This is a genomic window from Aliivibrio sp. A6 (assembly GCF_028765505.1).
In the GTDB taxonomy this organism is placed as follows: domain Bacteria; phylum Pseudomonadota; class Gammaproteobacteria; order Enterobacterales; family Vibrionaceae; genus Aliivibrio; species Aliivibrio finisterrensis_A.
Genome location: NZ_JARACR010000049.1, coordinates 1 through 14,986, shown reverse-complemented (window position 1 = coordinate 14,986; position 14,986 = coordinate 1). Strand labels below are relative to the sequence as shown.

Sequence of the window (14,986 nt, the reverse complement as noted above, 5' to 3'; positions counted from 1 at the left end):
CGTAATCGTTGGTACAACCGTATCAACAATAAAGTCTATTGATGCTCCAACCGCATTATTATTACCAACTACATCACTAAATTTATCTCTTTCTACTTTGACTTCACCAGCAGTGGTGCTGTTAGAAGAAGGCGTAAAAGTAACCGTATAATCTTTTCCCGTTCCTTTAAAGTCGCTAAGAGAGCCACCCGTTACACTAAGATCACTTTTAACAAAGTTAATCGAAGCTTCGCTTAACTTAATAGTAATTAAAGCGGTATCCCCTGTTTTTAAGCTTGTTTTATTCGCAGTCATGCTAATAGTTGGTGTCACTGTATCTAACGTAAAGCTCACAGAATCTCCGACAGCATTTAAATTACCAGCAGTATCCTTAAAACTATTAGCATTAACAGTCACCTTACCAACACCAGAACTACCAGAACTCGGTGTAAATACAACAGTATAACTTTTGCCCGAGCCTTTAAAGTCACTCAAGCTACCACCATTAGCACTCATATCGATTAAAGCAAAATCGGTTGCGGTCTCACTTAATGTTATGGTAATCGTTGCAGTGTCACCGACGGACAAAGTAGACTTATCTGGAGACAAGCTAATAGTTGGGGGAACAATATCAACCGTAAAGTTTACTGATTTCTCATCAGCATTTTTATTACCCGCTAAATCGGTAAAGCTATCAGCCTCGACCGTAATACTTTCATTTGTAAGCTGTCCTTTAAGTGGGGTAAATACAACAGTATATTTATTGCCTGACCCTTTAAAATCACTTAATGTTCCGCCTATTACAACTAAATCAGACTTAGTAAAGGTGATAGAGTTTTCACTTAAAGTAATGGTAACCGTTGCTGTATCTCCAACGATCAACGTCGTTTTATCAGCAACTAAGCTAACTGTTGGTAAAACAGTGTCAATATTAAAGTTTACAGACGGAGTTACCTTATTCAGGTTTCCTGCTATATCACTAAAACTGTCTTGTCTTATTTCGACAGAACCTATTCCTGTTGCATCATTTGTGGCAGTAAATACAGCAGTATACTTTTTGCCCGTGCCTTTAAAGTCACTTAATGTTCCGCCAGTAGCAAGCATATCTAATAATGTAAAGTTGATAGCTGCATCACTTAAAGTAATACTAATATTTGCAGTATCTCCACGAATCAAAGAGTTTTTATCTGCTGTTATTTGTGCTGTTGGCGCTGCAGTATCTATGGTGAAATCCACAAAAGCACCAGCAACATTACTGTTACCTATACTGTCATGGAAAACACCTGCGGCTGCAGATACCTTGCCCGCTTTAATACTATCTGTTGTAGGTGTAAATACAGCGGTATAGTCTTTATCTGAACCTTTAAAGTCGCTTAACGTACCACCTACTACAGTTAAATCATTTTCAATAAAATCCGTTGTTGCTTTATTTAAATGAATGGTAATTTTCGCCGTTTCTCCTGCTATTAATACGCTTTTATCTGCTCTCATACTAATAGTTGGTATTACCGTATCGGTAGTAAATTCAATCTCTTCAACAGTTGTATTGTTGTTCCCAATAGGGTCAGTAAAACTGTTAGCATTTACAGTAATAGTACCTGTACCTGTACTGCCTGTTGTCGGAGTAAATAGAACCGAGTATGTTTTATCTTTACCGGTGAAATTGCTTAACGTACCGCCACTAACTTTTAAGTCCGTTTGTTTAAAGTCAGTTGCAATTTCACTTAATTTGATACTTACTGTCGCACTTTCACCAGACGACAATGAGCTTTTAGTTGAGCTCATTGTTATTGTTGGTGCTACAGTATCAACCGTATAGCTTACTGATGCTCCAGCAGCATTAAGGTTACCCGCCTTATCACTAAAAGCGTTAGCTGCTACAGTAACAGTGCCTGCAGTCGTACTATTAGTTGTAGGGGTAAATACAACACTGTAATCTTTATCTTTACCCGTAAACTGACTTAACGTACCACCAGTAACAGTCAAATCATTTTGAACAAAGTTTATTGAATCTTCATTCAAACTAATGGCAATAGTTGAAGTATCACCAGACCCTACACTACTCTTATCCGCACTCATCGTAATAGTGGGGATCACTGTATCAATGGTAAAATCAACCTTGTCGCCAGTTTTATTCTTGTTACCCGCCGCATCGCTAAAATGGTCGGCAGTAACAGAAACGACTCCACTACCGAGAGTGTTTGCTGACGGTGTAAAAACAACACTATAATTTTTATCTTTTCCAGTAAAGCTACTTAAAGCCCCGCCAGATACACTCAGATCTACTAAAGCAAAATCGGTAGCAGCTTCACTTAATACAATAGTAATTGTCGCAGTGTCGCCCACAACTAATTGAGTTTTATTCGCAGTCATGCTTATCGTTGGGGCTAAAGTATCAATAACAAAGTCAATTGAATCTCCTGCTGCATTACTATTACCAGAAGGATCATTAAAGCTGTTAGCTGCAACAGAAATCTTACCCGTCGCTCCATTTGCCGAAGCGGTAGGAGTATAGACAGCAGTATAGCTCTTCCCTGAACCACTAAAGTTACTGATAGTACCACCAACGATAGTTATGTCACTTTGAACAAAATCCGTTGCTGACTCACTTAAAGCAAAAGAAAGTGTGGCCGTTTCACCGACAGCAAGCTTAGTTTTATTTGCTGTAATGCTAATTGTTGGTGCTTCTGTATCAATAGTAAAGCCCAAGGTCTCCTCAACCGTATTGAAGTTTCCTAATAAATCATCAAAACTATTTTGTCCAACCTTTACACTACCTGCACCAGTACTTCCTTTGGCTGGAGTATAAACAACAGTATACACTTTACCGGTTCCAGTAATTGTACCTAATGCACCACCTTTCACGGTAAGGCCTATAGGATAGAAATCTTCAATTTCTTCACTAAAGGTCGCAGTAATTGTTGCGGTGTCACCAATAATTAGATTTTGTTTATCTGCTGTCAGCTTTAAAGTCGGCAATATAGTATCAATGGTTAGATCCAAACTTTTTCCTGCAGTATTAGTGTTACCAGAGGCATCAGTAAAACTACTTGCTGACACAGAAACCTTACCTGCAGCAACGCTGTTAATTTGGGGTGTAAATACGACCGTATAAACCTTGCCAGTACCTTTAAAATCACTAATTGAACCACCAATAATTACCAAATCGTCTTTAGTAAAGTCAGTTGACGCTTCACTTAAGTTAATCGTAATTGTTGCTGCACTTCCCGCGATCAATTCGCTTTTATCTGTTGTCAGAGAAGAAACAGAAGGCGCTGCAGTATCAATAGAAAACGATACTGAATCTCCAGCAGCATTATTATTTCCTGATGGGTCAGTAAAACGATTTGCAGAAACAGTAATACTTCCAGAACTAATACTGCTCGATGTAGGGGTGTAGAGTGCCGTATAGTTTTTATCACTTCCTTTAAAGTCACTTAATACACCACCAACAACGGTAAAATCACTTTTCGTTAGATCCGTTGCTACCTCACTCAAAACAATAGTAATTGCAGCTGTTTCACCTTGCTTTAAGGTACTCTTGTCTGCAGTCAAATTTATTGTCGGGACTAAAGTGTCAACCGTAAAGTTAATCGTTTTTGCCAAAGCATTCATATTACCAAGAGCATCACTAAAACTACTTGCTGCAACGGTAACACTACCTGCTTTTGTGCTATTTACTGTTGGTGTGAAAACAACTGAATACTTTTTATCTTTTCCTGTGAATCCACTTAAAGATCCCCCAACAACACTTAGATCGTTTTGTGTAAAATCTATGGTTTTTTCGTTCAAATCAAAAGTAACAGTAAGCGTTTCCCCTGCAATTACTTTGCTTTTATCACCACTTAAACTAACCGTTGGACCAGCAGTATCAATGTTAATATCTAATGAAGTCGCTGCTAGGTTTTTATTACCAAGTGCATCACTAAAGCTGCTTGCAGATACTGTAACGACACCCGTTCCAACACTATTTGCTTTTGGTGTAAATACAACAGTATAAGTTTTATCTTTACCTTTAAGATCACTTAATGTGCCATTGGTCGCTTGTAAATCCCCCAATGCAAAGTCTGTAGCGTTCTCACTTAATTTAATCGTAATTGTTGCCGTATTTCCTGACGATAATGGATCTTTATCAGAATCTAAATCCGTTACTGTCGGGCGTAACGTATCAACGGTAAAATCAATTGATGCTCCCGTTTTATTACTGTTTCCCGCAGCATCATTGAAAGAACCTACAGCTATATTTACATTTCCAGCAATAGTGCTATCTACAGTAGGTGTAAATACAACAGTATAGTCTTTCCCTGAACCTTTAAAATCACTAAGCTTACCGCCAGATACTTTTAGATCCGCTAGAACAAAATCTGTCGCAGCCTCACTTAAAGTAATTAAAATCGTTGTTGTCTCACCTGCAAGTAATGTGTCTTCTATAGAGGTTAAGCTCACCGTTGGTGTTACTGTGTCAACAGTAAAATTAACCACATCTCCAACCGCATTAGTATTCCCTGATGCGTCACTAAACTTATTGGCAGCTACTGTTACTTTGCCTGCAACAACACTGTTTTCAGTAGGAGTAAATAGCACTGTATAAGCTTTATCTTTACCAGTAAAGCTACTTAATGTACCACCAACAACAGTTAAATCAGCTAAGACAAAATCAGTTGCAATTTCACTTAATGCTATTGTAATAGTCGCTGTCTCACCGTTCTTTAAGCTCGTTTTGTTTGGCGTTAATGTAATCGTTGGTGCAACAGTATCAACAGTAAAGTTAATCACATCACCAACCGCATTTAGATTCCCTGACGCATCACTAAACTTACTCGCCGCCACCGTTACTTTACCAGCAACAATACTATTAGCTGTTGGAGTAAAAACAACAGTGTATGCTTTACCAGAACCTTTAAAGTCACTTAACGTACCACCAACCACATCTAAATCACCCAACGCAAAATTCGTTGAGTTTTCACTTAATGCAATCGTAATCGTTGCTTTTTCACCAACAGTTAAAGCGGTTTTATTTGCACTTAAGTCAATAGTAGGTACAGTGGTGTCTATAGTTAAACTTTCTTCTGTAAGAACTTCATTGGCATTTCCCATAGCATCATGAAAACTGCTTGCCGCGATAGAAACCTTACCGGCAGCAACACTATTCGCTTTTGGAGTAAATAGAACAGTATAGCTAGTGCCAGAGCCTTTAAAATCACTTAACGTACCGCCAGTAACCGTTAAATCACTTTTAGCAAAGTCAGTCGCACTTTCGCTTAATGTAATCGTTACTGTTGTCGTTTCTCCTGCAATTAAAGAGGTTGAAGCTGCAGAAATTGCAACCGTAGGAGGGAGTGTATCTATTGAAAGAGATAGTGTATTTGAAGCGGTATTTAAATTACTTGCAAGATCAGAAAACTTATCAACAGGTATAGTAACAGAACCTGCAATAAAGCTATTTACCGTTGGAGTAAATACAACCGTATAGTCTTGACCACTCCCCTTAAAATCACTTAATGTACCGCCAGATACCGTAAAGTCGGTAATCACTAAATCAGTAGTGACCTCACTTACAGCAATCGATAATGTCGCTGTATCCCCTTTCTTTAGAGATGCTTTATTCGTTGTTATCGTAGCGCTTGGTTTTAATACATCAGTAAATTCAACCGCTAATGTCGTTGTTGCTGATGTATTATTCTGAACATAACCGCCATCAACTTTCGCTGTTACATTACCTAATTGAGTCGTTGTTTCTGTAGTAGACAAAGTAACACTATAAGTGCCGTCTTTATTATCTGTTAACGACGATAATTTAATTAACGGATTATCAATTAAAATCTCTACAACATCACCAGACTTACCTACAAATTTATCGTTTTCAGTTTTAGCTGTTACAGTCGCTTTTATTACTTGAGTTGTTGGTGTTTTAGATTTATCAACCGTTAAAAGTGACGTAAGCGGATCTGTCGGGTAACGGTTTAATGAATAATGATTGTTTTCTTCTAATGTACCACCAGAAAGCGTAGCTACATCTGGAATTGTTGTAATAAGACCATCACCAAATACGTTATTAACTGAGAATTTAGTAATCTTATTTACTTTTAATTTACCGGTAAGATCTTTTGCTTCTTCTCGAACCGTATATGTACCTTCAAGTCTATTTAGTCTCAACTTTACAATAGAGCGACGGTCTATTTGATTGTCGCCATCAAAACCTCTAAAGGTTCCCATAACAAGTAAACCACCGTCACTTAATAACTTTAAACCATGAACATCACGATACCCGTAATCAAATGAACCAGTGCCTAACACATTCATAATGTTTTGGTTTAAAGTTCCATCGTCAAGGTTAAATACAGCTAAACTACCGTTCCCTAATGCAGCAGGCCAACCATTATGTGCACCTATAAATAACTTACGTTCAATAATGATAAAAGCATCTGCAGCATATCCTGCTTGAATACCTGTTGTTTTCCAATCAGTATTAAAACTACCGTCATCTTTTAACACTGCAAAATCATCACTAGAAGAACCTGCAAGGCCTGCACCAGAGAATGCAACTCCTTCCATAGCATAATCAGGCAAAACTTGTACACCGGAGACTATCGTAGCACTAGTAACCGCACTTAAAAAAGATTCATCAACCGAGCCATCTAGTTTTAATTTCCATATAGGACGATAAGTATTTGAACCCTTATAATTAAGTAATATGTCATAACCAACAACAAATAAGCGGTCATCAGTCAAATCGGCAGTATCATTTGTATCAATCGCTAAGGATTTTACATATTCATAAGCTACACTAGTATTATTCAATATAGGAAAAGAAAAAGAGGTATTAATAGTACCATCTAAATTTAAACTAACGACTCTACTATAGCGCTGACCAGACACAGTGTTAAAATTACCAGCAATATAAAGTTTACTATTGTGCTCCACTATTGGATCAGGTGATTGAACAGCACGAGTCTTCTCACCAACTATTCCATTAAAAGTTCTTTGAGTATTATTAGCTGTTAAATTGTCCATAAAATCAGTATCAATAGTGAAATCACTATTAAACTGAACTAAATAGTCATAGTTTCCTTCACCATCGTAGTTAACAAATTCACCAGCAACAATTATTTTCCCTTGTGATGTTTCATGCACAGCTGTAACTTCTGCACCAAAACTAAAAGTTTTCTTAACTTTGCCATCAATATCAACAAGTACTAAGTTTCTAGTAGAGGTTCCTTCATAAGAAGTAAAACTACCTCCTAATAGTACATCACCACTTGAAAGATTTTCTGCTGTCCATATACCGGTATTATCATTAGGAGTATTTGTATTAGCTGTATTGGGAACACCAAAAGACTTATCAACAATATCACCTGTTGACATATCTAAATCAAGTGTTGTAAATGTTGAGTCAGGGCCTGTATCAAGCTCAATCGTCATTGATGATGGAGAGGTGGCATTAGAGGGAGAGATAAAAGAATCAAACTCTGCAACTATGTTTAGCTTGTCTCCTTCAAGGTACATATCATCATTATCTAATCCATAAATTGCTTCCAGCTTTGGTGCCGCAGCAGAAGAAAGAGTTGAAAAAAGAAAAAACGCACAAAACAGTACAAATCTCACCAATGACATCCTCATAAATTATTACCTTAAATATGTTATTTACAAATAATACTAAGTTTGAACTATGAAATATGTCAGCCAGAGGAGTCAAATAAAGTAGGGGGCTTCCTACATAAATTAATTTCTTAAACAAATAAAAACATTCAAAACAAACAATAGAGTAATAGATCAACCGTAAGGTGCTGATATTAATCATAATTAAATAAAAAACATTACTAATGAATTATAAATAACTCATAAGCAATGCATACCCCCCCCATCTTTCCCATTTGGAAAGTTCCGCTTTCCTACAAAAACTAAAGATTATAAATATAATGAATCTCAAGCCAAGAAAGGATATGTCAAAAGGATGCGTTTATGACAAAAACTACAAATAATAGGTTATTTATGTTTACAACTAAAAAAATTAACGCATTAATATTAGATACATTCCCAATAGTTGTTGAATCAATTACAAATGAACTAAAGAAAAAAGATAGCATTGGTGAAATTTATTATACAAGCTCAATGCATAAAGCAGTAGATACAATAAAAAATAACGACATAAGTTTTGTAATATTAGATATTAAACAAGATAAATTTAATGGGTTAGATTTAATAAAAAGAATAAGAAAAAACGACTATAACGGTATAATACTTGTCATGTCTAGCTATGGATACGAATTATATTCAGATTCAGCAAGAAAACTTGGAGCTAATGGTTATATATCGAAAAAAGAATCTATCGAACTAATTAACGATGCAATCACAAATGTACTGCGTGGTTATACTATCTTTAAACAGAGTCAACCATCGAAAAGTGAAATCGATTTATCAACTCGTGAAATAACAGTTTTGAACTATTTATTAAGAGGATATACAAACAAACAAATATCAGAGTTTCTATCATTAAGTTCGAAAACCATAAGCACTTATAAATCTAGAATCCTAGATAAATATAATGTCACATCATTAATTGAATTAGTTAAAATTAATGATGCGCTAATATAAAAAATCGGTGTAATAGATAATTACTTTATTACACCTTTTATTAATTCTTTTAATTTAACCTGAAGTGGGTGTCCTCTATTTAATAGTTTTATACAGGACACTAACGAAATATCAACTTGTAGCTCTTCTGGTATTTCTATAATCTTTAGTCCTACGGCTGTTAGGAGCCTTTTAAGACCAACAACAGCCATTCCCTCTTCTGAAACCAAAGCCATTGCCGTGTCAAAACTGTCTGTATTTACCTTATAGTCCAATGCTATACCATTCTTTAGGCAATGCTCAACAAAATAGCGCCTAGAGTGATGTGAATCATTAATTTTAAAAAATATATGAGGAGCTAGAGATGCTTCTTTCCACGTATTAATTGGGTTATCAGGTGAAACACCAACAACCATTGATGTATTAATCAATTTTGATTGATAAATATCTTTTTTACGCTCTCCATGTATAAAATGAACACCAATATCAATCTTACCGTCTAAAATATTCTGCTCTGTTGAATCAGACCATAATTCTAATGAAATGAAAGAGTTAGGGAACTCTTTGTTGATTGCTTTATAAATTTCATAAGAATAAATTGAGATTATACTAGACTGAAGAGCCACACGAATAGTTTTAGCGTAGTTGGTTAGCGATAAACTTCCATTAGAGAACACTGCACTATCTATAACATTTAAACCTTCTTCCAAACTTGGTAACAACAAAGTGAGGGCGGGAGTCGGCTCTAGTCCTTCCCTTGTTCTCACAAACAATGGATCCCCAATTTGAGCTCTTAATTTAGATAAGTATTTACTGATAGTTCCTTCTGTTTTGCCTAAAATCAATGCTACTTTTTTTAAACTTCGATGCTTATTAAGTAATAATAGTACTTTTAATAAACTATAATCTAAGTCCTTATTCATTCAATCCCTGTGATATGTCGTAGAATCAGAAATAAATCATATACTAAAGTGCAAACTGAATCTAGCTCAGCTTGAGCTATTGATTGAGCTGTCAATGAATTGAGACAGCTCAATCATATAAAAGGAGTACTAGTTACGCATTAACTAAACTGAAGATTCATTTATTTTTATCAAATCTACAATGTTATTTACTTTATACTTATCAAAAATTCTTCGCTTATAAGTACTAATTGTTTTAGTACTTAAAGATAACATATTAGCAATTTCAATATTTGTTCTTCCTTGAATCAAATAATTGAAAACAATTGTTTCTCTATTAGATAATGTTATTTTTGATTTGAATTTACCTGAATTATCATTGAATTTAAAAAATGTATACCCATTCATTATCCCTTCAAGAGATTCTTTAATTAAACTCATATCTTCAGACTTACAAATATAACCGTTAGCACCTAAATTAAATGCAGTATTTGAATATAACTGGCTATCATTTGCAGAAATAAATAATACTTTTCCTTTATAACCATGAGACTTTATTCTACGATAGAAATCAAACCCATCATTATCACCAAGATTAACATCTAAGATTAATAAATCAATTGAAGCAACCTTAATTATATCGAATGCTTTTTTACTATCAGTAGATGTTAATACTTTGTTTACAAAACTTATTGATGACACTAAATTCTGTATTGCTGCACATACCAGAGGATGATCATCTAAAACTAAAATATTTATACTATTATTTAAGATCATTATAATTATACTCCATCAAATTCATCAGATATTTTTAATTCTTCAATAGACATAGGTTTACCTGTATAAAACCCTTGACAGAGATCGAATCCCATTTCATTTAAATATAACCATGTTTTTTCATCCTCAACCCCTTCAGCAACAATAGTCATATTCATTTCTTTTGATAGTTGATAAGAAAAATCAATAATAATTTTTTTTGCATCATCTTCTAAGCAGTTTGTAACAAAGGAACGATCAACTTTCATCTCTGTAAAAGGCAGTGTAGATAGTTTCATTAACGAAGAATATCCAGTACCAAAGTCATCAATAGAAACCCCAACACCTTGTATCCTTAAGCGAGATAAATTCTCTAATAATATTGTAGAAGCATTAAACGCTTCTCTCTCAGTTAGTTCTATTGTGAATTTATTGGGTTCAATATCATATTTCTCACATTGATAGAAAAAGTCTTCCGAGAAATTTTTCTGGCTCAGAGAGTCTTGAGTCACATTTATTGATGACTTATATAACAATGAACCACTTGAATAGTCTTTTAACGTATTAATAAATACGATATTAAAAAGCTCATCCGTTAAGTTATGCTCTTCTATAATAGGCAAAAATACTGACGGTGGTAGCATTCCATATAAAGGGTGCCTCCAACGAGCTAATACTTCTACTGATACAATTTCTTTTGACTTGAAATCGACTTGAGGTTGATAATAATTAGTTATTTCTTCATTTCTTAATGCAATTAATACATCTTCAATATTAAACTCAACACCATCATTAGATGTTGTATTAATGTATGTACTTTGGTTAATTTGCTCTATTATAAATGATAACCTCTCAGTTTTAACAGGCTTCTCTATAACTTCAACAAATGAAAAATTAAAATCATCACACATATTTTTTACTGTGGATAATACAGATAAGTCCATCGCACTTAATACGACAACACCACCAGAAAAACCTAACTCATTTAATGAAGATAATAACTTAACACCATCCATTTCTGGCATTTTTAAATCACAAAAAATGAGATCGAAACTTTGTTTTTCCATTATATCTAAAGCATCAAATCCAGAATAAACACATTTAACATCTAATATGTTTAATTTCTTCAACTTATTAGCTAATACATTAGCTTGAAGTTTATGATCATCAACGATAAGTACATTAAAATCATTCATATTTATATTTATACCATAAAGAAGCTTCATTAATCATTATTTTCATATCCGAAATTAATTTTCCCTTTTGGATAATATATTCATTTGATTCAAACTCCATATCCGATAACTCATTGATTACAGTAACTATTGAATCAAAACCAATACTCCCCATACCTCCTTTAATTCTATGAAGAGTGTCTTTTATTTCTTTTTCAGAAGAAAATGTTAATAAATCAGTTAAATCTTCACTCATTGTTTCAATAAATAAATTAATTAATCCACCATCATCTAACTCTGAGAATTTATCAACAAAACTACAATCACAACTTTCTTCAAATCCAGATAAGTATGATATTAAAATAGAATTTAATTCGTATATACTATAAGGTTTAAATAACATATGATTAATACCAAAATGAGTTCCATTAAGTCGGGAAACTCTTAGATCTTCAGCTGTACAACCAATTATTGGTTTATCATTAAACTCTATAATTTCTTCTCTAACTTTTTTCGCAAGAGCGAATCCATCTAATATTGGCATATGGCAATCAGTAATTAATAAATCATATCTATCAGGGTTAGATTTTAATTTATTAAAAGCTTCTAATCCATTATTCGCAATATCTGCACTCACGCCAAATTCACTTAATTGTTTAACTAATAAAATTTGGTTTATTTTATTATCTTCAGCAATTAAAACATGGCCGATTAACTTACTTAAAGACTGGGTGTTAGTAGCATCATTTTCACGTTCTATTAAGCTAAATAGCAATGTATGAAGCTCATCAATAAACAAAGGTGTTGAATTTATAGACAACATATTTTTATTATTATCTCTACTATATCCAGATAACGATATAATAACCGAATCAACTATATTCCCGTCATATTCCTCATTTCCATCTATAATTGTTACTTTTTTCTTATCTACAGGGAAAGAGTAATCATTTTTAGTCCATTCTCTTATCCATTGAGCTATCGCTTCATCCTTAGCTTTACAAGTAATATCTAACTTAGAAAAAGAAGCCCCATAATTAGAAACCACATCAATTGGGATTATACATTCAATCTCTGTTCCTACATTTTCAGAACTTACTATATTAAGCTCACCTTTCATTAGCTTAATCAATTCATTAACTATATTTAACCCTAGACCTGTTCCACCATATTCACGTGCAATACTATTATCAGCTTGAGTAAAAGGTTTAAATACTGACTTTAATTGCCTTTCATTCATTCCTAGTCCAGTATCAGAAATAGCAATTTTTAGAGATACATCATTAACTTCTACCTTAACACTGACGTAACCTACTTCAGTAAATTTGACAGCATTGGATAGTAAATTATTCACAATCTGGCTCAACCTTAATGAGTCAACTTTAATTACTTCTATCGATGTTGGTTGTATAAATAAGCGGAAATTAATCCCTTTTTCAAGAGCAGATGCATTATGTAACCTAAACACATTTCCTAACTCTCGTAAATAATGGCAGTCTCTAAGCTCTAAACTTAGCTGTTCAGCTTCTAATTTAGAAAAATCTAAAATATCATTAACAAGTAAATGAAGGTGGTGCATTGATGAAGAAATATTTTCAACGATTCCTTGCTTTTCTGTTCCTTTCACTCGCGTTGAAAGTAACTCAAGTAAGCCCATTACACCAGCAATAGGTGTGCGTAATTCATGACTCATACTTGCAAGAAAGCGTTCACGTGATATAACTGCGTTTTGTGCAGCTTTATTAGCTTTAATTAACTCAGCCTCTTGCTTTTTTTGTTCCGTAATATCATGAATTACGGTTAATAAATATGTAATATTTGTTTTAGGATCTATTATTCTCTTTCTAATTCTATCTACCTGATCAAATTTCAACTTACATTGGTTAGATATTAATAATGTATCATTTATCGTAATGCCTTCAGTAATTATTTTCTCATTATCATTTTTATATTTTTCATCTTCATTTGAAAATAATATACAATTATCACATTTTTCACCTTGATAGAAATTACAATTACTTAAAGATACCTTAGAATTAACCCCATGTATAAAAATTATACTTGGTTGTTCATTAATAATATTCTGTAACCATTCTTTTTTTGATTCTAGTTGTTTCGTATCTTTATCTTTTAATGTAACTTGAAGCTTTAAATTATTAAGCCAAAAATAAACGACTAAACAAGATAAAATGATAACAAAAATTAGCGATAATACGACCTTGTATACTCTGCTCTTTTCATAACCATAAATAACATTAAATTGACGGTACCCACGCTTTAGTTTTTTAAGTTCTTCATCATCGACGGTTTCTAAAACAGCATTAACAACATCTGAAAGAATTTTATTTTTTTTAGATACCGCAAAAGAGATATCTATAATTTTGTCTTTGCTCTTTCCTACAATAAAACTATCAGTAAAATCTCTTGCTAAAATCCCTTGTATAAGATCATCGGGTAAATATGCCTGGCTAATTATCCCTAATTCCAAGTCTTTTAATAAACTTTGACTATCACTGTAACTTATCACTGATTTAGAGAAAACACTTCGAATATAATCTAACTTACTGTCATTTGATGAGACTAAAACCCCTATATTATTAGATTTATTAATAGTATCAACTTTTTCTATAGAACGATATGTAATAGATATATATGGATTACTTAGTGTAATACCCTTATTATATTCACTGTCATAATAGGCAACAGGAACTAGATCAACGTTCCCGAGAGAGAGTTCATCCCAAACATTCTCATTCGTATTTTTAACGTATTTAAATTTAAGACCTGTTCTTGCCTGTATTAGCTTTAAAAAATCATATAGATAACCATTTATTTTTCCTTCTTCATTACGATAAAATAAAGGATAAGAGTCTTCGTTAAGAGTATATTTTATAATTTGTTCTTCAACACTCATGTTACGATATGCTAAATTCAACAAATCACTTTGATGGTATATATTATCTGATTTAATAGAATGTACATTAATACCATCTCTATATGATTTTAATACTTTATTGACAATACTAATGAATATTTTATTTTCTTTTGAAGTAATTACACCAGCTCTTTCAGGCTCCAACCATTCTGGTAGTAATGTCGCACCGACAATTATATTATTATCATTTAGATATTTTGCTATCGTTACATAATTTGCAATAATAGCATCTGAATCGCCTTCATTAACCCAACCAATTGCTTCTGAAAAAAATCGTGCTTTTTTTATATTAGTAATCCCTTGCTCAACAAGACGATCACAATAAATTGTTCCTTCAACACAAGTCCAAGATAGATCTTTAATTGGTAAGTATCTTGCCTTCGCTTTTCGGTACCAAATAGCAATATTTCCTTCAAAGAAAGGTTCTGAAAAAATATATCTTTTACTGCGTTCTGGAGTTTTGCTAAATCCAAGAGCAATATCAGAATCTCCAGATTCAACACTAGCTAATAATTCTTTTATCGTTTCAAATGTATTGTATTTAACATCTATGCCTATGATATTAGAGATACTATTAATATAATCAATATGAATACCAAAAAAATCACCAAACTTATTCTTACCTATATAAGGAGATTGGTTTGTTGATAGTACAGCGACTCAGG

6 protein-coding genes and 1 pseudogene are annotated in these 14,986 nt (G+C 33.4%); 1 reads left to right on the top strand and 6 read right to left on the bottom strand.

The features are described from left to right. The coding region (locus PVK70_RS17765; RefSeq protein ID WP_274441692.1) for an Ig-like domain-containing protein at positions 1 to 7,584 on the bottom strand (7,584 nt) is incomplete at its 3' end. A gap of 357 nt (positions 7,585 to 7,941) precedes the next feature. Here PVK70_RS17765 and PVK70_RS17760 point away from each other — a divergent pair. Beyond that, a complete protein-coding gene (locus PVK70_RS17760; RefSeq protein ID WP_130046964.1) occupies positions 7,942 to 8,574 on the top strand; it encodes a response regulator transcription factor in 633 nt (210 codons plus the stop codon). Positions 8,575 to 8,594: 20 nt separating this feature from the next. Here PVK70_RS17760 and PVK70_RS17755 read toward each other — a convergent pair whose 3' ends face one another. The 5 genes and pseudogenes from PVK70_RS17755 to PVK70_RS19140 form a co-directional block, all read right to left on the bottom strand. Beyond that, the gene (locus tag PVK70_RS17755) at positions 8,595 to 9,476 is read right to left on the bottom strand and encodes a LysR family transcriptional regulator (protein WP_130046965.1); all 882 of its coding nucleotides are present in this window, start codon (positions 9,474 to 9,476) and stop codon (positions 8,595 to 8,597) included. A gap of 144 nt (positions 9,477 to 9,620) precedes the next feature. After that, a complete protein-coding gene (locus tag PVK70_RS17750; RefSeq protein ID WP_165367166.1) occupies positions 9,621 to 10,232 on the bottom strand; it encodes a response regulator transcription factor in 612 nt (203 codons plus the stop codon). A gap of 5 nt (positions 10,233 to 10,237) precedes the next feature. Then, the gene (locus PVK70_RS17745) at positions 10,238 to 11,407 is read right to left on the bottom strand and encodes an EAL domain-containing response regulator (RefSeq protein ID WP_165367167.1); all 1,170 of its coding nucleotides are present in this window, start codon (positions 11,405 to 11,407) and stop codon (positions 10,238 to 10,240) included. Further along, positions 11,400 to 14,465 (bottom strand): ATP-binding protein, encoded by a 3,066-nt coding sequence (locus tag PVK70_RS19145; RefSeq protein ID WP_443111804.1) that lies wholly within the window; start codon positions 14,463 to 14,465, stop codon positions 11,400 to 11,402. Before PVK70_RS19145 ends, PVK70_RS17745 begins: the two co-directional genes overlap by 8 nt. Before the next feature lie 348 nt (positions 14,466 to 14,813). Then, positions 14,814 to 14,954 (bottom strand): annotated as a pseudogene (locus PVK70_RS19140) (hypothetical protein); the annotation flags it as partial. Between the last annotated feature and the right edge of the window lie 32 nt (positions 14,955 to 14,986).